This is a genomic window from Streptomyces hygroscopicus subsp. hygroscopicus, from assembly GCF_001553455.1.
Lineage (GTDB): Bacteria > Actinomycetota > Actinomycetes > Streptomycetales > Streptomycetaceae > Streptomyces > Streptomyces hygroscopicus.
In genome coordinates this window covers 109,047-131,502 of the sequence record NZ_BBOX01000001.1, presented here as the reverse complement: position 1 = coordinate 131,502, position 22,456 = coordinate 109,047, and the positions used below count along the sequence as shown (strand labels likewise).

Annotated in this window: 19 protein-coding genes; 8 read left to right on the top strand and 11 right to left on the bottom strand. The window is 71.8% G+C overall.

Annotated elements, in window-relative coordinates; translation table 11 throughout:
- Positions 1-50 precede the first annotated feature (50 nt).
- Positions 51-461 (bottom strand): hypothetical protein, encoded by a 411-nt coding sequence (locus AXW62_RS00570; RefSeq protein WP_060942697.1) that lies wholly within the window; start codon positions 459-461, stop codon positions 51-53.
- Between the two features lie 537 nt (positions 462-998).
- Here AXW62_RS00570 and AXW62_RS00565 point away from each other — a divergent pair.
- Complete coding sequence (locus AXW62_RS00565; RefSeq protein WP_030830472.1) at positions 999-1,433, top strand: VOC family protein; 435 nt, start codon at positions 999-1,001, stop codon at positions 1,431-1,433.
- Positions 1,434-1,517: 84 nt separating this feature from the next.
- On the opposite strand, the gene AXW62_RS00560 is transcribed toward AXW62_RS00565, so the two are convergent.
- The 4 genes from AXW62_RS00560 to AXW62_RS00545 form a co-directional block, all read right to left on the bottom strand.
- Positions 1,518-3,200 carry a carboxylesterase/lipase family protein gene (locus AXW62_RS00560; RefSeq protein WP_060942696.1) on the bottom strand — a complete coding sequence of 561 codons (1,683 nt, stop codon included), beginning with the start codon at positions 3,198-3,200 and terminating at the stop codon, positions 1,518-1,520.
- A 180-nt stretch (positions 3,201-3,380) separates the two neighbouring features.
- On the bottom strand, positions 3,381-4,205 hold the full coding sequence (locus AXW62_RS00555; RefSeq protein WP_060942695.1) for a beta-keto acid cleavage family enzyme: 825 nt from the start codon (positions 4,203-4,205) through the stop codon (positions 3,381-3,383).
- Positions 4,206-4,229: 24 nt separating this feature from the next.
- Positions 4,230-5,003, bottom strand: a complete 774-nt coding sequence (locus AXW62_RS00550) for a cyclase family protein (protein ID WP_060942694.1) — start codon at positions 5,001-5,003, stop codon at positions 4,230-4,232.
- The gene (locus AXW62_RS00545; protein ID WP_060942693.1) at positions 4,991-6,004 is read right to left on the bottom strand and encodes an amidohydrolase family protein; all 1,014 of its coding nucleotides are present in this window, start codon (positions 6,002-6,004) and stop codon (positions 4,991-4,993) included. The genes AXW62_RS00550 and AXW62_RS00545 overlap by 13 nt, the downstream gene beginning before the upstream one ends.
- A gap of 636 nt (positions 6,005-6,640) precedes the next feature.
- Here AXW62_RS00545 and AXW62_RS00540 point away from each other — a divergent pair.
- Positions 6,641-7,273, top strand: a complete 633-nt coding sequence (locus AXW62_RS00540) for a TetR/AcrR family transcriptional regulator (protein WP_060942692.1) — start codon at positions 6,641-6,643, stop codon at positions 7,271-7,273.
- Positions 7,274-7,725: 452 nt separating this feature from the next.
- Here the strand turns inward: AXW62_RS00540 and AXW62_RS00535 are convergent, their stop codons facing one another.
- On the bottom strand, positions 7,726-8,175 hold the full coding sequence (locus AXW62_RS00535; protein ID WP_060942691.1) for a 2-thiouracil desulfurase family protein: 450 nt from the start codon (positions 8,173-8,175) through the stop codon (positions 7,726-7,728).
- Between the two features lie 551 nt (positions 8,176-8,726).
- On the opposite strand from AXW62_RS00535, the gene AXW62_RS00530 reads away from it, so the two are divergent.
- Complete coding sequence (locus tag AXW62_RS00530) at positions 8,727-9,779, top strand: fatty acid desaturase family protein (protein WP_060942690.1); 1,053 nt, start codon at positions 8,727-8,729, stop codon at positions 9,777-9,779.
- Positions 9,780-10,008: 229 nt separating this feature from the next.
- Here the strand turns inward: AXW62_RS00530 and AXW62_RS00525 are convergent, their stop codons facing one another.
- On the bottom strand, positions 10,009-10,416 hold the full coding sequence (locus AXW62_RS00525) for an ester cyclase (protein WP_060942689.1): 408 nt from the start codon (positions 10,414-10,416) through the stop codon (positions 10,009-10,011).
- A gap of 566 nt (positions 10,417-10,982) precedes the next feature.
- Here AXW62_RS00525 and AXW62_RS00520 point away from each other — a divergent pair.
- Entirely contained in the window at positions 10,983-12,452 is a 1,470-nt protein-coding gene (locus AXW62_RS00520) for an FG-GAP and VCBS repeat-containing protein (protein WP_252368455.1), read from the top strand.
- Positions 12,453-12,905: 453 nt separating this feature from the next.
- On the opposite strand, the gene AXW62_RS00515 is transcribed toward AXW62_RS00520, so the two are convergent.
- Positions 12,906-14,156: an FAD-dependent monooxygenase gene (locus AXW62_RS00515; protein WP_060942688.1), complete on the bottom strand. Its 1,251-nt coding sequence runs from the start codon at positions 14,154-14,156 to the stop codon at positions 12,906-12,908.
- 79 nt (positions 14,157-14,235) lie between these two features.
- On the opposite strand from AXW62_RS00515, the gene AXW62_RS00510 reads away from it, so the two are divergent.
- Positions 14,236-14,853 (top strand): TetR/AcrR family transcriptional regulator C-terminal domain-containing protein, encoded by a 618-nt coding sequence (locus AXW62_RS00510; RefSeq protein WP_282439299.1) that lies wholly within the window; start codon positions 14,236-14,238, stop codon positions 14,851-14,853.
- A 366-nt stretch (positions 14,854-15,219) separates the two neighbouring features.
- On the opposite strand, the gene AXW62_RS00505 is transcribed toward AXW62_RS00510, so the two are convergent.
- Both AXW62_RS00505 and AXW62_RS00500 read right to left on the bottom strand, forming a co-directional pair.
- Complete coding sequence (locus tag AXW62_RS00505; protein WP_060942686.1) at positions 15,220-15,918, bottom strand: class I SAM-dependent methyltransferase; 699 nt, start codon at positions 15,916-15,918, stop codon at positions 15,220-15,222.
- A 378-nt stretch (positions 15,919-16,296) separates the two neighbouring features.
- On the bottom strand, positions 16,297-17,172 hold the full coding sequence (locus AXW62_RS00500; RefSeq protein ID WP_060942742.1) for an aminoglycoside phosphotransferase family protein: 876 nt from the start codon (positions 17,170-17,172) through the stop codon (positions 16,297-16,299).
- A 355-nt stretch (positions 17,173-17,527) separates the two neighbouring features.
- Between AXW62_RS00500 and AXW62_RS00495 the strand changes: the two genes are divergently transcribed.
- The gene (locus AXW62_RS00495; protein WP_063817497.1) at positions 17,528-18,835 is read left to right on the top strand and encodes an alpha/beta hydrolase family protein; all 1,308 of its coding nucleotides are present in this window, start codon (positions 17,528-17,530) and stop codon (positions 18,833-18,835) included.
- A gap of 228 nt (positions 18,836-19,063) precedes the next feature.
- Here AXW62_RS00495 and AXW62_RS00490 read toward each other — a convergent pair whose 3' ends face one another.
- Entirely contained in the window at positions 19,064-19,867 is an 804-nt protein-coding gene (locus tag AXW62_RS00490; protein WP_060942685.1) for a GntR family transcriptional regulator, read from the bottom strand.
- 121 nt (positions 19,868-19,988) lie between these two features.
- Between AXW62_RS00490 and AXW62_RS00485 the strand changes: the two genes are divergently transcribed.
- Positions 19,989-21,284 (top strand): D-tagatose-bisphosphate aldolase, class II, non-catalytic subunit, encoded by a 1,296-nt coding sequence (locus AXW62_RS00485; protein WP_060942684.1) that lies wholly within the window; start codon positions 19,989-19,991, stop codon positions 21,282-21,284.
- A complete protein-coding gene (locus tag AXW62_RS00480) occupies positions 21,281-22,441 on the top strand; it encodes an SIS domain-containing protein (RefSeq protein ID WP_060942683.1) in 1,161 nt (386 codons plus the stop codon). Before AXW62_RS00485 ends, AXW62_RS00480 begins: the two co-directional genes overlap by 4 nt.
- The last annotated feature ends 15 nt before the right edge of the window (positions 22,442-22,456 follow it).

Here is a 22,456-nt window from a genome sequence, read left to right as displayed (position 1 = left end):
GTGACGTCCGGATTGAGCGGCTCGCGAGGCCGCACACGGGTGGCGCCGCCTCATGGTCCGCGGCGCAGGCTCCGCACGACCAGGGGCACCGACAACAGGAGCAGCGCTCCTTCGACGGCAAGGCTGACCAGTCCGAGGGGTTCTGTCCAGTTGCCGACGTCATCGGTGTAGTCGGGCAGGCCCGGGCCTCTGGAGAGGACGTAGCCCAGCACGGGACCGGCGGCGACCCCGGCCGCCAGCAGCCACCCTGGTCGGACCGGACCCACCAGGAGCAGCGCGGCGGCGACCACGGCCGCGACCTCCAGGACGTGGTAGGCGATGCCGATGTAGGCGGGGTCCCTCGTTGCCGTGATGCCGCCTTGGTCCACCACGTGGATGGCGGCCACCACAAGACACAACAAAGCTCCCGCCCACCGGCCCACCCAGGTCGTCTCGGGCGCCATCGCGGTGTGATGTGACATGCGGCGTCACCTTCTCCTCTCCTGACCGGCGCGACCTGCCGGGTGTGCTCCGGCCGGCTGTCTGAAACGGCCCGTGGCCGGGCAGCACGCCAGCCGGCCCGGGCCGGGCACGCGCGGCGCCTTCCTCAGGCGGGGCTCCTTCGTGGACCGGCCGGTGTGGCGGGTGCCGGTGACCGCGCCGTCGCACCGGCGGCAGGGCCACCGGGGCCGGGGCCGCGGCGCGGGCGCCGGTGGCGCTCGACGTCGTCCGCGCCCGCCGCCGAAGGGGCGTGAGGGGCCGTCACGACCGGATCTTCGCACAATGCGAGTCCCGGAACGGGGAGGCGGGCGAGCAGCTCGCCGGTGGCGGGGAAGCCGCCGGCGGCCCACGGCAGCGGCCGGCAGGGGCTGGTCAGCCGACAGCATGCGGATCCCCATCGGGAGACGGGCGAGTGTCCCCCTGCCGTGGATTCCGCCGGGAGACGAGCGTCTATGCCCCCTGCCGCGGATACCCGCCGGGGGAGATGCGGAACCACGTCCTGCTGCTAGGGTGCGCCGATGTCATCGATCAAGCAGTTCCAGGTCACCTTCGACTGCGCGGAACCTGCGCGCCTCGCCGGTTTCTGGTGCGAGGTGCTGGGATACGTCGTACCGCCGGTCCCGCAGGGGTTCGCCACGTGGGAGGACTACCACCGCTCGCTGCCGCCGGAGGATCAGGTCATCTACTTCGCATGCAGTGATCCCTCGGGTGCCGGTCCGCGCCTGCTCTTCCAGCGCGTTCCCGAAGGGAAGATCGTCAAGAACCGGGTCCATCTCGACGTGCGGGTCGGCACCGGACTGGTGGGTGACGAGCGCCTCGCCGTACTGGAGGCCGAATGCGCGCGACTGGTCGCGCTCGGTGCGGTACACCTACGAACGCTGCTCGCCGATGACGACAACGAGTCGTGCATCCTGATGCAGGACATCGAGGGCAACGAGTTCTGTCTCGACTGAGCGTCCTTCCGCGGCGGCGGGCGGTGCCGCTTCTCCCGTCCCGGGTCAGCACCGGCCCGGGGACCCGCCCCGCCGGCGTCGTTCTCAGGTCGCCGCGGTGTGCGCCAGCGCTTCGCGGACGTTGCCCACCAGCACGTTCTCCATGGACCGCACGGAGCCGAACCCGTGTTGCCGGAAGATGTCCCATTCCGGCTTGAGCAGGCCCGGTTTCGGCTCGATGAGCCGGCCGAAGTCCAGGACGCTCCAACCCTCGGCGTCGAATCGGGGCCATCCGGGTCCCGGGTCGCCGGTGCGGATGAAGGACGCGTAGAGCTCGCCCATGCGCGCGCTGACCCGGCGTACCTCCTCCCGGCTCGCCCCGTCGAAGGCCGGCCACCAGGCCAGGTCGCGTTCGCCGTGATTGCGGAAGAGGAACGGGATGTCCCCGGTGTGCACGGCGCGGAGCCGGCCGCCGAGCCCGGGCAGGTCGTAGGAGAACTGGAATACGTGGACCGGGATCCGCTGAGCGCTGAGGTTCTGGGCGATCGCCAGCGAGGGCAGTTTGAAGAACTCGAAGGACATGATGTCCGAGAGCAGGAGACCGGGGGAGTGGTCCGGGTGGAGTGCGTGATAGCGCTGATAGATCTCCTCGGCACCGTCCGCGCCGAACGCCTGCTCCAGAACGGCCAGCACATCCTGGCGGGAGCCGTGGCGGACGGTCGGGGAGTGGCCGCGGAAGAACTGCCATTCGTCCTTCGCGAAACCGATGGCCACCTCCAGGCCGGATGAGGCCATCGTGTTCTCCGACAGGTGCAGCGCCGGGGCCTGGGGGACCCAGTTCCCGTCGACGACGCCGCCCAGTGGGCGCCAGGCCAGATGCCGGTCCGGGGGGAAGTAGCGGGTGAGCACGTTCTGAACGGCCAGCAGACGGTTCGGATCGATGGTCCGCAGCTGGGCCGGGTCGTCGATACGCAGCAGATCGAGGTACATGCGGGCGACGGCGGCGGCCTCCGGCCGCTGCTGGGTGCACCAGAGGTTGAACGGGGACAGCGACTGCAGCACCGCGCGCCGGACATACCGGTGGGCGTCCGGATGGGTGAGCAGGTGGGAGACGGCGGTGGCGCCGGCGGACTCCCCGCCGATGGTGATGTTGTCCGGATCCCCGCCGAACGCCGCGATGTTCTCGTGCACCCACTTCAGCGCGGCGAACTGGTCCTGCACGCCGAGGTTCACCGCATGCGGCAGATCCCCGGTCACAAGCCCGAAATGGACCCAACCCAGGGCGCCCAGCCGGTAGTTCGGCCGGATCACGATCATGTTGGCCTCACGGGCCAGGTTCGCGCCGCGCTCCAGTTCGAAGGAACCGGAGCTGACCGCGTTCGCGCCGCCGTGGTAGTAGACGTAGACCGGAAGGCCGCCGCGCGGTGCGGACTCCGGCACCCAGATGTCGAGGTAGAGGCAGTCCTCCGCCGCCCGGTTGTGGCGGTAGGTCGCGTTGGTGTAGGCGGGCCAGGCCATGATGCCGGGAACGCCGGGGTCGATGTCCCCGACGATGCGTTCGACCTCGCCCTGGTTACCGGCGTTGAACTGGTAGGAAGCGGGCCCCGGGCGGCTTGCGTCGCGGATACCGGGCCACGGTTCCGGCGGCTGTGGTGACTCGAACCGCAGGTGCCCCACGGGCGGCTGGGCGAAGGGGACGCCGCGGTAGACGACGACACCCTCCTCACGGGTTCCCTGGAGCAGTCCGGTCGTCACCCGGACGACCGCCTGGGCGTCCATCGTGTGCATGGAAGTTCCTTTCCGTCTGGTGCGGATCCGCGCCGGGGCGCTGTCCTGTTCCGCGGTGGTGTCCTGCTCCGCGGCGCCGGGGGCCGGGCGGCTGCCCGGTGGGCGGCCGTACGGGGACGGCTGCGCGGCGGGCGTGTCCCGCGGCCCTCGGCGGACGCGGACTGCGGGAAGGCCGGCGGTTCAGGCTGCCACCGTGCCGAGGCCCAGCAGTGAGGTGGTCTCCTCCACTCCGGCGATCTGGAGGTCGAGGCTGCGTGCGAGCGCCACGGTCCGCTCGACGAGCGGCAGGTTGCCCGGGCTGAGCTCGCCCTTGCGCAGGTGGAGGGTGTCCTCGAGGCCGGCGCGTGCGTTCCCGCCGAGGGCGAGCGCGATGGCGGTGAGCTCGAGGTTGCGGCGGCCGACCGCGATGACCTGCCAGACCGCGTTCTCGGGCAGCCGGCGGACGAGGGTGAGCAGGTTGTCGGGCGTGGCCGCCATCCCGCCGGCGACCCCGAGCACGATCGAGAACTGCAGGGGCTCGTCGTCGAGCAGGCCCTCATCGCGCAGCCGCAGACAGGCATCCAGGTGGCCGGTGTCGTAGATCTCCAGCTCGGGTTTGACGCCGAGTTCGCGCATGCGCGCGGCCAGCCGGCGCACCTGCGCCGGCGGGTTGCGGAACTCGCCCGCTCCGAAGCTCATCGTGCAGGGGTTGAGGGTGGCCATCCGGGGGCGGAGCTCGACGAGGGCCGCGCGTTCCTCGAACGGCACGCTCAGCCCGACGCCGGTGGAGAGCTGGACCAGGATCGGGCAGCGCTCGGCGATCAGGTCCATCGTCCGGCGCGCGATGGCCGGGTCCGCCGTGGGGCGGTGGGCGGCGTCGCGCAGGTGGATGTGGGCGACGGCGGCGCCCGCCGCGTGGGCACCGGCGACGGCGTCGGCGATCTCCTCGGGCTGGGTGGGCAGGTGCGGGTTGTCCTCCTTCGAGGCGATGGGCCCGGTGGGGGCGACGGTGATGACAACGCTCATGGCGGGTGCGTCCGTTTCCGTAGGTCAGGTGTCGAGGATGGCCACGGCGCGGGTCCAGCCCGCCGACGCGGCGTGGATCTTCACCGGGAAGCAGGAGATCTGGAACCCGTGGTCGGGCAGGCGTTCCAGGTTGTGCAGCTTCTCGAGGTGGCAGTAGCCGGTCTCGCGACCGGCGCGGTGGCCCTCCCAGATGACCGAGGGGTCGCGCTCGAGCGCATAGCGGCGGGCGGTGTGCACGAACGGGGCGTCCCAGCTCCAGCCGTCCGTGCCGGTCAGCCGGACGCCCCGGTCCAGCAGGTACAGCGTGGCGTCACGGCCCATGCCGCAGCCGGAGGAGACGTAGTCCTCGCGGCCGTAGCGCTCGCCGGCGCGGGTGTTGACGACGACGATCTCCAGCGGTGAGAGCTCGTGCCCGATCCGGGCGAGCTCCGCCTCGACATCGGCCGCGGTCACCACGTACCCGTCGGGGAAGTGCCGGAAGTCCAGCTTCACCGCCGGCTGCAGGCACCATTCGAGCGGCACCTCGTCGATGGTGATCGCGCGGGCGCCGCCGTCCATCGTGGCCGAGTAGTGGTAGGGGGCGTCGAGGTGGGTGCCGTTGTGTGACGTGACGTGCAACCGCTCGATGGCCCAGCCCTCTCGGTCGGGCAGGTCCTCGACGGTGGCGCCGGGGAAGAAGGCGACCACGTCCTCGGCGGTCTGTGCGTGGGTGAGGTACTCGATCTGCGGGAGATGCCCGGGCGGGTCGGAGGCGATGCCGGCTTGCAGCGGGACCGAGATGTCGATCAGCGTGCGCATGTCGCTGTCCCTCCGGGCCGGTCGTGCCGCGTCGTGGCCGCGCGGGCCTGGTCGTGGCGCGCACGGGCGGAGGGGAAGAGCCGGAAGGCGGCCCGGCCCACCGCGTCGATCTGGGCACGGTCCAGCACCTGGCTGTCCAGCAGCGCCTCGAGGTTGGCCCGGATGGTGCGGTCGGTGGAGCAGGGCACGCCGGAGTCCGAGCCGTAGACGATGTGCTCCGGACCTGTCATGAGCAGGGCGGCGGCGAGCGTGTGGTCCGTCGCGGTGGCGGCGGTGTCCAGGTAGAGCCGACCGAGCTGCCCGGTGATGTCCGCGGGCGTCAGACCCTCGGGGTTGGGCACCCATGCCTCGCCTCCCAGCAGCCCGAGCCGCCCGGAGAGCGCCGGCAGCGCCCCGCCGCAGTGCGCCACGACGTGGGTGAGGTGCGGGAAGCGCCGGAAATGCGCGCGGTAGACCAGGTCGGTGATCGTGCGCGCGGTGTCGAAGGCGACCTCGATCAGCGGGCTGGGCCGTCCCATCGACCCGGGCGCGTAGGCGTCGGGGTGGATGAACACCGTCGCCCCGAGCCGGTCCAGCTCGGCCCACACCGCGTCCAGGGAGGGGTCCCCCAGGGGCACCCCGTTGTAGACGGTGGTCACGGCGAACCCGTCGGCGCCGAGCTGGGTGCGGGCGCGTTCGATCTCGGCGAGGGCCGCATCCGGGTCGTCGGTGGGTACGGCGGCGAGCAGTCCGAAGCGGGACGGGTGCTCCCGGACGAGCCAGGCGCCGTAGTCGTTCGACGCCGCGAGCGCGGCGTGGTCCTTTGGGATGTTGCTGAGCAGCTGCATCGCGATGCCGTCGCGGTCCATCGCGCGCAGGGTCTCCTCGAGGCTCCAGTGGTACGGCGCCGGGAGCGTGAAGCACTCCTCGCGCATCGCCTGCCAGCGAGCCCGTCGTTCCTCGGGGGTTGTCGGGGGTGTGAAGTGCGCGTGCACATCCACCCAGTCGTTCGGCACGTTCATCGGTCCTCTCTCAGGGGTTGGGTCCCGCGCCGGATCCGCGCTTGCCCGCCCGGGCGGCCGGCACCGGGCCCGGCGGTACGGCGTCGTGCCCGTCGCACGACCGCGGACCACGACCGCTTTTCCGCCGGGGTACCGGCGCGGGGCCATGCGGCCGCGGCGAGATGCCGCGGACCGGGGCCGCGGAGCCGGTACACCGGCGCGGGCTGCCCACCAGCGCGTCCCGGACCTCCCGCGCGTCGGGCTCCGGGTTCTCCCTCGGCCGGTCGCGCGGCGCGGACAGGCGGCCGGGCAGGGCAGGTCGCGCGGCGCGGACAGGTCGCCGGACCGGGGGGTGCGGGGGAGCAGACGCTCCCTGAGGTGCCCGGTGGTGTGTGGGCGGGCTCGGTCGCTCTCCCGCAAAGTCCGCCGTCCCGGCCTTGACCACCGTGGGGAGCGCGGTCCCTCCAGGGGCCCGTTTCCTCGTCTGGCTCATCACGCTCCTTCCGCACGCCGGTGTGCCCTGGCCGCGTGTTCCGAGGTTGCCCCGACCTCGATGTTCTGCGACTGTACGTACGTACAGTCAGTGCGTCAAGGCCGGACGGGCCCGGCCCCCGGCCAGTAACGTGGGGGCCCGATGGGCAGAGGAAGGAGAGCCGAGTGACGACGGCACGGAGCGCCACGGCCACGCGGAAGCCGCCCCCCGGCCGCGCGGAGCAGATCCTCAGGGCAGGCGAGCGGGTCTTCGCCCGCAACGGCTACCACGGGACGACGATGCGGCAGGTCGCCGACGCCGCGGGGGTCGGGCTGTCGCTCGTCGTCTACCACTTCAAGACCAAGGACCGGCTCTACCGGGGGATCTTCGAAGCGCGGCAGTACGTGAACGAAGAGCGCCTGGCCCGCCTCGAGGCGCTGCGCGACCCCACGGCCCCGGACGCGCTCGATCAGCTCGTCTCCGCCTTCATCGATCCGGTGCTCGCGCTGCACGACGACCCCGCCGACGTCTGGTTCGCCCGGCTGGTGCTCCGGGAGGCCTCGGACCCGTCGAGCCAGGAACGCGACATCATCGCCGAGCTGTTCGACCCGCTGGCGCGGGCCTTCGTCGCCGCCCTCGAGCGGATCCTGCCCGGTCGGCCGCCGGGTTTTCACGCCTGGGCCTACCTGTTCTCCGTGGGGGCACTGACCCAAAGCGCCTTCGACGACCGCATCACCAACATCGCCGGCCAGCCGGACACCGGCAGCAAGCACCAGTTCCTCCGCTCCTACATCACCGCCGCCCTACGGCAGGGCTGACGGCCCGTGGGGCCGCCGGCCGGGCCCGTGGACGCGTAGTTGCCGAGTACCTGGCGCTGTCGGGGATCGTGACAGGCGGAGGTGCCGGTCGGGGCGGGCATGCCGGGCAGACGGCCGGTTTCACCTGTTCAGAGAGGTGGTGCACAGGCCGGCGGCTTGGCGGGAACTGGGCGGCCACCGCCCGGAGCCGGCACCGGTGGCTCTGCGTTCCGGGCGCGGCATGCGGGTGATCCCGTGCGCGCACGCGTGGTCCCCGGTGGCCGCGCAATCGGCAACCTCGCCGGTGGTCCTTGTCACCGGCGAGGTTGCCCGCCGGCGCGACGGGCGCATGGCCGACCGGGCGAACCCCGTCCCACGGCCAGGGTCTCCCGCGCTTCCGGCACCTTCCGCCGCCGCGTCCTGTGGTTCCCGCCGTGCGGGAGGCGGGCACCGGGTCGCCGGGACAGACGACTTCACACGCCGGGTGCGGACCGCACGGCGATCCCGTTCCGCTCGAGCAGGGCCGCCGTCACCCCGTCTCCCGGCACCAGTTCCCCGGCGAACGATCCGTCGTACACCACACCCCGTCCGCACGAGGGACTGCGCGGCATCAGCAGCGCCTCCGTGCAGCCTGCCTGCCTCGCCGCCGCAAGCGCGCGCCGTGCTCCGGCCACGAAAGCCTCTGTCACGTCACGTCCGGTGTCTTCGACCACCCGCGCCGTCCCGTCGAGCACGTCGTGCCCGTCACCGCCCACGAGCTCCGCAGGTCTCCGCGGCGTCGCGAGCCCGCCCGCGACCTCCGGGCAGAAGGAGGCGACCGCGCGACCGGCCACCGCCTCCTCGCATTCCGGCGACGCCTTGTGGCGGCCGTCGAACCGGCATGGCACCCCGCGCAGACACGCGCTCACCAGAATCGCTTCCATCCCGCCAGGTTAGCCATGCGGCATGGCCGGTGCGGTCGTCCGTCCACGCGCGTATGCCGCTGATTGAGCCCACGAGCACCTGGGGCGAAGAGCCGCGGCCGGGCAGGCGCGGGGAGGAGCCCCCGCACCCCCGATGTCCTCGGGCACCGGGAGGGCCGCGAGCAGTTCGCCACCATGGTTCTGGCCCGGGCCCCGGCCGACGGCCGCTCCACCAGTCCCGGTACGCACGTGGTCAGGACGCCGTCGCACCGGGCGCGGCCGCCGACTTCGGAGGCGACCACATCGCGGGCCACCACCGCCCGGACAGCGTCCACTCGCGCACCGCCCCGCCTTGGCGCGGCGCCACGGGAGCGGTTCCTGCGCGGCGCGACCCGGGCGCTTCCGGCGTGGTGGTCTCCCGGAGGCCGGGGCGGGGTGTCGCTGACCCCCTTCGGGATCGTGGGGCTGGCCCCCGTGCGGCCGGGGTGTTGACGCCATGGTGCCGCGCGTTCCCAGTCCGTACGTTTAAGCAGGTCAAAGCCTTGCTGACCGCTTCAGGACCGGAGTCCTCCATGTCTCAGACCGCCCCGCCTTCCATGTCCGCCGCGCCCGTCGGCGCCACCGCGCAGCAGGGGAGTGAGTTCACCCCCCTGCTGCGGAAGGTCAAAGGACAGGGACTGCTGGAGCGTCGCAGGGGCTGGTACCTGCGGATGATCACCGTGAACTTCCTCGCCCTGGCCGCTGTGGTGACAGGGTTCGTCCTCGCCGGGGACACCTGGTGGACGCTGCCGCTCGCCGTGCCGCTCGCCGTCCTGTCCGCCCGTACCGCCTACATCGGCCACGACGCCGGGCACGCGCAGATCGCCGCCGGCCGCCGGGCGAACCGCGCCATCGGACTCCTCCACGGCAATCTGCTCCTGGGCATGAGCTACGCATGGTGGAACGACAAGCACAACCGGCACCACGCCAACCCCAACCACATCGAGAAGGACCCGGACGTCGGTGCCGGCGCACTCGTGTGGACCGCGGAGCAGGCCGCTGCGCGCCGGGGATTGGTCCGCTGGGTCACCCGCCACCAGGCCCGGCTGTTCTTTCCGATGCTGCTCCTCGAAGGCATCGCCCTGAAGGTGAGCAGCGTCCAGCACCTGCGGCGGCAGCCGGCGCGCGAGCGGGTGGTCGAGGGCGCGCTGCTGGCGCTGCACGCGGCCGGTTACGCCGCCCTGCTGCTCACCTGCCTGCCGGTGGGCAAGGCCGTCGCGTTCGCACTGCTCCATCAGGCGCTCTTCGGGCTCCACCTGGGGATGGCCTTCGCGCCCAACCACAAGGGCATGGACATGCCCGACCCGGCGGGCGAGCGCTGGGGTCATCTGCGCCGCCAGGTCCTGACCTCGCGGAACGTCCGTGGCGGGCCGGTCACGGACTGGCTCCTGGGCGGGCTGAACTACCAGATCGAGCACCATCTCTTCCCGAGCATGCCCAGGCCCCACCTCAGGCTCGTACAGCCTCTGGTCCGGGAACACTGCCGCGACCTCGGAGTGTTGTACGCCGAGACCGGGCTGCTCGACTCCTACCGGCAAGGAATGCGGCACCTGCACACGGTCGGCGCCGCGGCCCGGCCGGAATGAGAGCGCCGTCGGCCGCGGGTCCACGGGGCCGGTCCGGGCTGACGCCCGCCGGCCTCGCCGTGTGCTGCTGATCCGCCCCGCGCCCAAGGCGATCCGGTCCCGGTGGCTGGTGACCGGCGGTACCGTGGCGCCGGGTTGCATGCGTCGGCCGACGAGGGCGCGGCGGGAGTGCCCGGCGCAGGAACCGCGTGGCGCCGCATGCGACGCGGCCGCAGTCCGCGCCGCGCCCCTACCGGTCGGGGTGGCCGGGGGTGAGCTGTTCGCGGATCGTCTCCATGTCGATCAGGGACCAGATCTCTGCGATCCTGCCGTCCCGGTAGCGATAGAAGACGTGCTCGACGAACGAGATCGGCCGGCCGGTGGGCGGTATGCCGCGGAAGCTCGCCGCGGGCGTGCAGTCGAACCGGATGCGGCACGCCACCTGCTCGCCTTGGACGACGAGCCGCTCGATCGCGTAGTGCAGGTCGGGAATCTCCGCCGCGTCGCGGCGCAGCAGATCCTGGAACTCGGTGATGCTCAGCGTCCGGTCGTTGTGCACCACGGGGTTGTGCACGAACTCCGAAAGGTCGGGGAAGCGCCGCTCGTTCAGGCACATGAGGTACCCGCGATACCGGTCCTCGAGGTCGAGATCGGTCATGGGGTGTGTTCCCTCGCTTCCGTGTGGGGCCGTGGGTGTGGCAGAAGGCCAGGTTACGGTGGCACCGGGGACCGAGCCGGCACCCACCTGCGCTGCCCTGCCCCTGCACCCGAACGGTCCCGGGTGTCCCGAACGGTCCCGGGTGCCCCGCCCGGCTCGGAAACCGGCGACCCGCCACCCGCGCCCTGCGGGGAGGCCGGGACCGGCGGGAGCCGGTCGGTGGCGCCGGGTTCTTCGGCCAGGCAGTCGAAGAAGTCGGCGAGCAGCCACAGCACGTAGGTCCTACGCCGCGCGGACCGCCTCGTTCACGACCACGCCGTCACCGCACGTCGTCAATCGAAGGAGGACACGGACGTGGATCCTTCGCAGCCGTCCGCGTTCACGCGGGCCGATGCCATCGGCTACGCCCTTCCGGGTCCGCTCGGACCGAAGGCCCGCCCGCCGCTGACCCGGCGCCACCTAACCATGAATGCGGCGCCAACTGACGGTGGATTCCGTACAACCAGCTCCGCCCTTCGAGGGTCACACCGGATAACCCGCACCTGTCGACCGAGTGGGAGCCTTCTGTGCCGCACAGCTGCCGCATCCTGACGTACGCCATGGCGGCCGGTGCTGTGGCCGCCGCCGGGTTCGTGTTCCCGCCCGGCGCCACCGCCGCCGCACCCCGTAGCGCCACGAGCGACTTCAACGGCGACGGCTACGCGGATCTCGCCGTCGGCGTCCCGGACGGGACCGTCGGCGGTCAGGCCAAGGCGGGGTATGTGAACGTCGTCTGGGGCGGCCCGAAGGGCGTCGGCGCACACGGAAGCATCCGTGTCACCCAGGCCACGCCCGAGGTTCCCGGTACCCCGGAGGCGGGCGACCGCTTCGGCGCGTCCGTGGCCCTGGTGGACCTCAACGGCGACGGCATCGCGGAACTGCTCGTCGGTGTCCCTGGTGAGGACGTCACCGACCGCGGTACGGACGCGGGCATGGTCATCGCCATAGGCGGCTCGACGGACGGGCCGGGACCGGGGGCGACGGTCCTGACCGGGCCGTCGCCGTCGGCCGCGTACGGCACCTCGGTCGCGGCGGCCGAGCTGACCGGTGGCGACAACAAGGAGATCGTGATCGGCGGCAGGGACAAGGTCGTCGCTCGTGTCATCCAGGGTGAAGACAGCATGATCACCACCGTCGTCGCCGCCCCCATGGGCGGCCGCGCCCCCGTCCTGGCCACCGGCGACTTCGACAGCGACGGCCGCGACGACCTGGCCGTGGCGTACTGGACCGCGGGCAGCCCCAACACCCAGTCCCACGTGCGGCTGTGGAAGTGGGACGCCGACCGGTCGGAGATGGCCAACTTCTGGAACACGGACAACACCGGCGTGACCGCCCTGGCCGCCGGCGACTTCGACGGCGACGGCCACGACGACCTGGCCCTCGGCGAGTGCCGTGAGATCGCCGATGAGAACATCGACGACCCGTGCGGCCCCGAAGAACTCGCCAAGGGGGGCGGCATCCACCTCCACTACGGGAGTCCCGCGAGCGGCCCGTTCGGCGTCCGCACCCAGACTCTCAACCAGGACACGGCGGGTGTCCCGGGCGTGGCCGAGGACGGCGACCGCTTCGGTGCCGCCCTCGCGGTCGCCGACGTCAACCGCGACGGCCGCGACGACCTGATCGTGGGCGCTCCGGGCGAGGCCATCGGAAGCGAAGCGGGGGCGGGCGCCGCCTGGCTGCTCTCCGGCAGCGCTCAGGGCCTGCTCGACGCGGACGGCGCTGCCACATCCGTTTCCTGGAACCAGGACACGCCCGGTGTCCCGGGCGTCGCCGAGGCGGGCGACACCTTCGGCGCGGCGGTCGCCTCGGGCGACTTCAACGCCGACGGTGTACCGGATGTCACGGTCGGATCCCCTGGCGAGAATGGATCCCTGGGGGCCGCGTGGCTCTTCCGCGGCGGCTCGGCCGACGGCTCGGCGGCCTTCTCGCCCCGCACGCTCGGCCTCCCGAACCTGTCCACGGCTCAGAAGTACGGCAAGCCGCTGGGCAGCCGCTGACTGCGCCCTGCGGTCGTTGTGCCCAGCCCCGCGGCATCGGCTCACCCGCCGGTCGGCGGGCCGGGACGGCGTCGGTGATCCCGTGGTTGTCGATGGTTGCCGAACCGGATGCCGGTGTCGGTGGCGGGGGAGCCGTATCACGCGCTTGCCCAGCGGCAGGGCGGCCCTTCGCCGCTTGTTCCGGCCTGGTTGCTCGGGTGCGTACCTGCCCCCACCCCCCGGCCGCCGGCGCACTGCGCCCGCTGGGCGGCCCGGACGCGCCCGAGCTGTACGAGAACGACGACGGGCAGGAGTGAACGTCGGGAGCCGGGCTTGCCGAGCGGCAATCAGCGGTAGCGGGACGACGTTGATCCCGGTTCGGTGACCTCTCCGATGTGCCTGGTCGGTGGGTTCTGCGTGCTGGTCGTGGCGGCCGCCGGGCGGCCGCCGGGCTGCTGCTGGCCCGGCGGGTTTTCAGGCGGTGCTGATCGGTGCCGGGTTTGCGGGGAGCTGCCAGGCGCCGCCGCGGTCTTCCTCGGAAAAGCGGGCGGTGAGTTCGGGGACGCGGAGAAAGCAGGCGAGCGCGGCGGTGGCGTGGACGGCGTCGATCGCGCGCTGGGTCATCGGCATGCCCAGCCGCAGCAGGCGCGGGTTGACTCCGCCTTGGATCCTGTTGACGAAGGGCCGAAGCGTCCTGTCGTAGCGCGCCAGGGCGGTCGGCAGGTCGCCGGGGTGGCGGTTGATCTCGCCGGCCAGGACGTGGGCGCCGACCAGGCCGCCGGAGATGCCCATGCCGCTGTAGGGGGAGGCGCAGTGCGCGGCGTCGCCGGCCAGCACCACGCGGCCCTTGGACCAGGTGTCGGTGCGGACCTGGACGATCTCCTGGGAGTAGAAGAACGGGCTGGTCTTCATGTCCTCGACGAAGCGCTCGGTCTGCCAGCCGGCGTCGCGGAACCGGCCGGCCCAGAAGTCCTGCTGGCGCTCGACGGGCGCGCGGTGGATCGCGGAGGCTTCCTCGGACTCCTCCCGCATCGCGAAGTAGACCTGGGTCTCGGCCGGGTTGTGGCTGCGCCGCATGATCTGCCGGCCTCCCGGGACCATGTAGGTGTCCCGGATGTTGCTGTCGGAGGCTATCCGCGGGATGAACCAGTAGGCCATGTGGATGCCGAGGCGCCAGTACGGGTCGAAGCCCTGCGGCAGGAGCGCCTGCCGGATGCGTGATCCCTGCCCGTCCGCACCGACCAGAAGATCGAATTCTCCGGATGAGCCGTCGGAGAAGTGCGCGACGACCTTGTGCTCGTCCTGCTCGAAGCCGTCCACGCTGATACCGAAGACGTACTCGGTGTCGTCCTTCGTCGCGTCGTTGAGGATGCGCACCAGGTCGCCGCGCATGATCTCGTACTCGGAGGTGAGGGTCTGGCGGCCCTTTCCGGAGGTATTGGCCATGATCGTCGCCTTGGCCCTGCCGCGGGCGTCGATCAAGGCGACACCCGCCTCGTCCACGAGCGCACCTCGGACGGCGTCCAGAAGGCCCATCCGCCTGACGGCCTCGATGCCCTGACCCCGCAGATCGACCTGCGCGCCAGTGGCCCGCAGCGCCGGGAAGCGTTCGGCGACGGTCACCCGGTGGCCGCCCCGCGTGAGCCAGAAGGCCAGGGCCTGCCCAGCGACCCCGCCGCCGGCGATGAGGACCCGCAAGGACGGTGTTCCCGATCCCGTGATCATGACCACGCTCCAAAATCTATCAGTGAATGATTTCTTGGCAAGCGTCACCTATCAGCGATAGATTGTCAACGTGACCAAGATGAACCGCGAGACCGTCATCGCCGAGGCGCTCGACCTGCTCGACGAAGTCGGACTGGACGCCGTCAGCACGAGGCGGCTGGCGAAGCGCCTGGGGGTGGAGCAGCCGTCCCTCTACTGGCACTTCCGCACCAAGAAGGACCTCCTCGCCGCCATGGCGGAGGCGGCGATGGCACCCCATGCGGCCGCTCCGCTGCCCACGCCCGATGACGACTGGCGCGACTGGTTCCTGGAGAACACGCGCGGATTCCGGCGCACCCTGCTGATGCGCCGGGACGGCGCGCGGCTCCACGCGGGCAGCACTCCTGCCGGTGACCTGGACCGGGTCCGCCGCAAGATGGAGTTCCTCGTCGCCTCCGGCGTGCCCGAGCGGGACGCGCAGATGGCGATGCTGGCTGCCGGCCGCTTCACGGTCGGCAGCGTCCTGGAGGAACAGGCGGACCCCGGCCCCGGCGCCGCCGCGGAGCTACCGGCAGACATGCCGGCGATCGATCACGAGTCCGCGTTCGAGGCGGGCCTCGCCCTCATCCTGGAGGGCCTGGCGCGCCGCACCGCACCGGGGCACCGGGTGCCCTTGTCGTCAAACGATCCGACGACAGGCGGTCGGAGCATCCGATGAACTCGTGCCATCCCGGGGTTGGTTCGCGGCGGGTGGCCGAGCGCCACCGCAAAGCGCCGCGACCCGTGCCGGGCGCCCCGGCCCCGTATCCCGTCGGATCCGATGGCGCTTGGTGACGGGGTTTGACGACCGATGGGGGCCGATCCTCCGTCCGGAAGGGGCCTTCGGAGCGCGTCGACCAGGCGGCAGAACGTCGCCGGGGAGGGCAACGCGACCGCCTCGCCGTACTCGCCGTACTCGTCGTGCCCGAAGCGCTCGACGTGCCGAAGCATCCGGGCCCTGGTGTCCGTGGACGTGTCGGTCCGGTCCTCGATCGCCGCGGTGGTGGCCTTCACCACCCGGGAGCCGACGTTCCCAACAGCCGCGTCACGGGACATCACCCCCGCTCGGCGGAGCTGTCCAGGCCATGGCCAAGGCAAAGCCGAGATCATCGAACCGGGCCCCGGGGAACACACTCCCGTAGAGCTCGCGGAACTGCTCGCGCGACAGGTAGCGGTCGCTGAGCAGGTGCGCCAGCCAGGGGCGGCTGTGCCAGAAGCGCAGCTGGAACCACGCGTCGCGAAGCCCCACGCGTCGGATCTCACCGGGGAAGCTCCACAACGCGGGCCAGGTGTACGCCTTGCGCGGTGGCGTCGGATACAGATCACATACGTTGTCGACCAGCGCGACGGTGCCGCCGGGCCGCACGAGATTCTTCACGTGCTCCAAGCCCGCGCGGTAGTCCTCCAGGTGGTGCAGCATCGTGTGGCTGTAGACCAGATCGAAGCCGTCCTCGTCTTTCAGGCCGAACAGATCTTCGGCCATGTAGTGCGCGTTGTGCCGCGCCCTCTTGGCCTTGGCGATCTCGATCAGGGGGGCACTCAGGTCCAGACCGACGACTTCCTCGAAGCTGTCCGCCAGGGCCTCGACCGCGTGCCCCGAACCGCAGCCGGCATCCAGAGCCCGCTTGCCCTTCAAGCCCAGCCCGAGCAGCCAGCCGGTGTTCTGTCCCGGGAGAAGACTCACAAAGCGGTCGTAGTCGAGGGCGAACCGGTCGAAGGACTGAGGGTCAGCTGTCTGTGTCATACCTCTCCCGTACACGGCATGGCCCCGCGAGCGCAGAGGATCGACAGGACCCTCGCCAGATCGAATGAGAACTCGCCCACGGCTGAGAACTCGCCACGGCTCTCACCGGATCACGCGCGCACTCGCCACGTCACACGCGACCTGCTTCTCTCGCCGTGAAGGTTGAGCGTTTCTCGGCACAGTTTGCATATCCCTGCCTGGCCCCATCACGGCGAGGCCATGGGCAGTGCCCCATTTCACGGCATGCGGCATCCATCATTGCCGAGGCCCTGTCGCGACAACAACCGTGCCCGGCGGGCCGGTTCCCATCATGACCGGGTGGGTGTTCCGTCCCCAGCGGAGGGCGGGGCACGAGGCGATCGGGGATACCGGGTGTGTTCACCGGGTCAGCGTGAGCAGTTCATCGATCACCGGGTTCTCCCCACCGTCACCGAGGTGGGCGATGGCCGCGAACGGGGCGATCACCTGGCTCCAGGCGTGGAGCCGGTCGCCATTGAGCCCGCACGCCGCCGCCACGCGGGCGCAGCGGGTCTCGACGCCCTCAAGCCCGGCGCCGGCCAGGACGTAGTCCACAGCGTCGAAGCACGGATCGCCGACACAGGCTTTCGGATCGATGGCCATCAGGCCGCGTTCCGCGCCGCCGTCGAGCACGTTGCCCAGGTGCAGGTCACCGTGGAGCAACACGGTTGTCGCTTCCGTGTCCAGCAGCCGCTCGCACCGCTGGATGGCCCTGTCCCACGCGGTGACGTCCATCCGTGCGCTGATCGCAGGCTCGGACAGCCGTCTGCCGACCCGGGCGAAGGCCTCCTCGCACCGGCCGCGCAGCGTACGCGTCGGCAGCGGAGGCGGAGCGACCCGGTGCAAGGCGGCGAGCAGATCCGACCACTGTCCCGGGAGCGAAGCAGCAGCCATGGCCTCCGCCGGCGTTCCGGGCACGAGCTCCTCCAAGGCCATTGCGCCCGCCTCCTCGTCGACAGCCAGCACAGAGGGCACCCGGCCCGAGGCGGCGAACCACCCCAGCATTCCGGCCTGCTCGGCCAGAAGGGCCCGCTCCGGACTGATTTTCAGCACCGCGGGCCTGCCGTCGGGCCAACGGCACCGCAACGCGATGGACGAAGCACCGTCCGGGAGGGGCTCACCGAGCGAAAGTCCCCACTGGGACGTCAGCCGCGCGACGAGATCCGGCGTGTCAGCGCACCATGCGGCAACCTGGGGACCGAACCGACGTACCAACCGCGTAGTGGCGCTCTCCACATCCACCATCGGTCGTTTCACACGGGTCAGTCTGCCGCTCGCGCGGCCTGTGTCCACCGGTTTTCCACCGCTCGCCGTGCACGCGAGCCGACGCACTGTTTTCTGGTCTGGGAGTGCGACTGGCCGCTCCCCGGCCCAGCGGGTCCGTACGTGGCGGCCACGGGGCGTGGCTCGTGGCGTGGTCAGGTGATGGCCGGACACAGGCGAACCGCATCCGGCCGCCGACTCCATGCCTGGCGTAGGCCCGTTGGGCGCCGGACACCATCCGGCCAGCCCTATGGATCCGGGCCCGGTGCGGATCCAGAATCGAGCCATGCGTTCCCTCAATGCTTCCGCTTCTTCAGGCCCTTCGGCCATGTCCGTGACGCGTCGGCGACTGCTGGCCCGCGCGGGCGGTCTCGTCGCATGGGGCGCTGCCTCGGCCCTGGGGCCGGCCGCTCGCGCGTCCGCCGCGCCGGCGGACCCCGCCGGGCCCGTACGGCTCGAACTACCCCATCCCACCGGCCCGTGTCCGCTTGGTGTCACCGAATTGCATCTGGTGGACCGGACGCGCCGGGGTCCCTGGTGGGCGGGGGACGCGGCCGGAGAGTTCCGGGAGCTCATGGTGAGCGTCTGGTACCCGGCCGACCGCGCCGCGGCGGAGGACGGGCCCCGGGCGCTCTATATGCGTCCGGGCGCGGCCGCGGTCTTCGGGGCGGGTGCGGCGAAGATCCTCGAGGTGGACCAGGGCGCCATCGACTGGGCCGGGTTCGGTACCCACGCCCGCGTCGCAGTGGCCGCGGCATCCGGAGCCGGGCGGCGGCCCGTGGTGCTGTACTCGCCGGGCATGTACAACGAGCGCACGCTGGACACCACCGCCGTGGAGGAGCTGGCCGGCCACGGCTATGTGGTGGTCACTGTCGACGCCGTCCACGAGGCGCACGCGGTCGAGTTCCCGGACGGCCGTGTCGTCGAGCCCGCGCCCGGGCTCGGCGCCATCGAGGCGGCCGCCGACCGGTCCAGGGCGGCGCTGGAGGTCAGGGTCGCCGATATCCTGTTCGTCCTCGACCAGCTCGCCGTGCTCGCCCGTGGCGGCAACCCCGACGCCGGGAAGCGGCCGCTGCCGCGGGGTCTCGGAGAGGCTCTGGACCTCGCGCGTACCGGCATGTTCGGGCATTCGCTCGGCGGGATGACGACCGCCGAGGCGATGCGCGTGGACCGCCGTATCCGCGCCGGGGTGAACCTCGACGGGCCGCTCGGCTACGACTGGGCCGACCCCGAACTGCTGCTGCCGGTTGCCCGCACGGGGCTGGACCGGCCGTTCCTGCAGATGGGGGCGTGGCTCGCGGTCCCGTCCGGCAGGCTGCCGCACACCCATGAGCACTCCCCGTCGTGGCAGGCGATGTGGCGTAACTCCACCGGCTGGAAGCGCGATCTGTGGACGGAGGCGGCCGAGCACCAATCGTTCACCGACTACCAGACGGTCCTCCCGGGCCTCGCCGAGCGGCTCACCCTGCCCGAGGGGCTGCCGTCCCGGATGACCGGCACCGTCGATCCGGCCCGGTTCACCGTGAGCCGGCGGGCCTACCTCACCGCCTTCTTCGACCAGCATCTGCGCGGCCGTCACCAGCCGCTGCTGGACGGCCCCTCGCCGCTCCACCCGGACGTGCGGTTCATCGGCTGAAGCGCCGAGAGCTACCGGGGGCCGGCGAGACCGACGCAACGGGGGCGTCGCGGCCCCCGTTGCGTCGGGGAGGGGACCCGCGGCGCGTCGCCCGCCTTCCCGGCTGGGGGCGCGAGTGGCCCGCCGTGCGGGTGCCGGTACCCCTGCCCGGGTGCTCCTTCGCCGGGCGCGGGGCCGGGATGCGGTCCGAGCGCGGTGCGCACGGGAGGCTCGGTGAGCGTCGCCGGCTCAGGACGTGATGGAGGCCCGGAAGTGGTAGCGGTCGCCGCGGTAGACGGCCAGCGTCAGTTCGAGCGGGCGGCCGTCCTGGTTGTAGGCGAGCTGATAGGCGACGAGTACCGGGGTGGCGTCGGTGATCTCCAGGAGATCACGTTCGGTGGCGTCCGGCTGCCTGGCCTCCACCGAGTAGTCCGCCACCCGGGGAAGTTGCGCCGGTTCGGCGCCGCGCAACGTGGCGAAGAGCGATGCCCTGGTGAAGTCGGTCTCCGCCAGGGCGGGGCACAGTGCCAGCGGTAGTCGATTGTGTTCCAGTACGACCACCTGGTCGTCGAGGAAGCGCAGCCGCCGGATCTCGAACAGGGCGGCCCCGGGGCCGACGCGCAGCGTCTCGGCTTCGGCGACGGTAGCGGGCCGGACCGTGGAGCGCAGCACGCGGCTATGGGTGGCCAGTCCGTGCTTGGCCGCGTAGTCGGCGAAGCCTTCGACGGTACGTGCGCCCGTACCGGGCACATCCGGGGCGTCGGTGCCTGCCTGAACCGGGAAGGCGGTGGACTGTGCCACGAACCAGCCGCGGGCCGCCGCCGACTCGACCATGCCCCGGGCCGCCAGGTCCCTGAGCGCCGAGCGCATGGTGACGCGCGACACTCCGTACCGCGCGGCCAGGGTCCGCTCCGATGGCAGCCGGTCTCCGGCCCTGGCGCCGTCAGCCGAGACATCGGCCCACAGGCGCGCCGCGACCAGGGCGTACAGCGGCAGGGCGTCGTCGGTCAGCAGGGACTGGGGGAGGTGGCGGGACACGTCCGGGGTAGGCATACCAGAACCATACCGGATGATGACTATTGACGACCATCGATAAGACCAGTTAACGTCCCAGTCGAGCTCCGGCTGTCACGGCACAAAGGGCTCCAAATGCACCTTCAGTAAGGGGTTGGCGATGCAGAGCCCATTGGACGAGGTGGTCCGGAGCCAGAAGGCCGGACAGCCGCAGGGCATCACCTCGGTGTGTTCGGCCCATCCGCTGGTCATCGAGGCGGCCGTACTACAGGCACGCGAGACCGGCGGTCATGTACTGGTGGAGGCGACCTCCAACCAGGTGGACCAGTACGGTGGTTACACGGGCATGCGGCCCGCGGACTTCCGTGACCTCGTGCACGGCATCGCGGCCGAATCTGGTCTGCCACTGGACCGCGTGGTACTCGGCGGCGACCATCTCGGCCCGAACCGGTGGCGGGCCCTTCCGCCGGACGAGGCGATGGAGCGGGCCGGCGCTCTCGTCGCCGCCTACGCGGCGGCCGGATTCACCAAGATCCACCTGGACTGCAGCTTCCCCTGCGCCGGCGACCCCGTACCGCTGACGGACGAGGTGGTCGCCGACCGCGCCGCGCGGCTGATCCGGGTGGCCGAGGACACGGTGGGGCCCGAGCGGGCCGACCGGATCCGGTACGTGATCGGCACCGAGGTCCCCACGCCCGGCGGCGCGCACGAGACGCTCGGTACCCTCCTGCCGACCACGCCCGAGGCGGCACGCACGACTCTGGAACAGCACCGGAAGGCGTTCGCGCAGCACGGTGTCGACGGTGTCTGGCCGCGCGTCATGGCACTGGTGGTCCAGCCGGCCGTGGAGTTCGACCACCTGCGGGTCGTCGACTACCGGCGGGAGCTGACCGAGGAACTGCGCGGGGTCCTCGACGACGAGCCCGCCATGGTCTTCGAGGCGCACTCGACCGACTACCAGACCGCCGAGGCGCTCGCCGCGCTGGTCGAGGACCACTGGGCGGTCCTCAAGGTCGGCCCGGGCCTGACCTTCGCCCTGCGGGAGGCGCTGTTCGCGCTCGCCGCGATCGAGGACGAACTGGTGCCGGCCGCCGAGCGGTCGCGACTGCCCGAGGTCGTCGAACAGCGGATGCTCGCCGAGCCGGCCATGTGGGAGGACTACTATCCCGGCAGCGCCGCCGAGCAGCGCCTCGCCCGCCGCTACAGCTACAGCGACCGGCTGCGTTACTACTGGCCCGACCCCGAGATCGAAGCGGCGCAGGCCCGGCTGCTGCGCAACCTCACGGCCCTGGACATCCCGCTGCCGCTGCTCAGCGCCCACCTCCCGCACCAGTACGCCCGCGTCCGCCGCGGGGAGCTCGCCGCCCGGCCGCGCGACCTGGCCGTGGACCACGTCCGCGACGTTCTGCGCGACTACGACCGCGCCTCCCACCCGAACCAGAAGGAGCACGTGTGACCACCCCCTCCGGCACGCTGCCCGTCGATGACGGGGCCGCCGACACCGTCCGCGAGATCGCTCAGCAGCCCGGCCTGTGGCGAGAGGTCGACCGGATCGTCGCGGCCTCCCGGGAATCGCTGGACGTCTTCCTGCGCCCGCTCACGGCCCGTGGCGACCTGCGCGTGGTGCTCACCGGCGCCGGCACCTCCGCGTTCGCCGGCCAGGTGCTCCAGCCGGCCCTGGCCCGGCGCCTGGGACGGCGCGTCGACGCCGTCCCCACCACGGATATCGTCGCCGACCCTCGCGGTTGCCTCGCCGAGGACCTGCCCACGCTGCTGGTCTCCTTCGCGAGGTCGGGTGACAGCCCGGAGAGCGTGGCCGCCACCGTCCTGGCCGACCAGGTGCTCTCCGAGGTGCACCATCTGGTGATCACCTGCAACGCGCAGGGCAAGCTGGCACGGGAACACGCGGACCGGCCCGGGTCCCACGTGCTGCTGATGCCGGCCGCGGCCAACGACCGGGGCTTCGCCATGACGTCGAGCTTCACCTGCATGACGCTCGCGGCGCTGCTCGCCCTGGGCGGCGACGCCTACCACGGTGTCGCCGGGCGCCTGGCGCGAGCGGTCGAGTCGATCACTGAGGACGGCGGGCTCGACCGCGGCGTGAGCGCCCTCGTGGACCGCGCCCCCGAGCGCATCGTCTTCCTCGGCAGCGGGCCGCTGAAGGGCCTCGCCGAGGAGTCGGCGCTGAAGGTGCTCGAGCTCACGGGCGGAACGCTCATGGCCGTCGCGGAATCCTCGCTGGGATTCCGGCACGGTCCCAAGGCGGTGCTCAACGACCGTTCGGTGGCGGTCGTCTACGTCTCGAACGACCCGTACACCCGCCAGTACGACCAGGACATCGTCGCCGAGCTGCGCGGGGACCTCGCTCCCGGCAGTGTCGTGACGGTCGCCGCGGGTTCCGGCGCGGAAGCGGAGGGGAGCGCCGACGCCTGGCCGCTGCCGGGCCTCGGTGACGTCGAGGACGTCGCCCTGGCGCTGCCCGCCGTGGTGTACGCCCAGGTCATCGCCCTGCGTGCGGCCCTGGCCCGGGGTATGCGGCCCGACAACCCGTTCCCCTCGGGTGAGGTCAACCGCGTGGTGCAGGGCGTGATCCTGCACTCCTTGCAGAACTGACCAGGCGGATCAACG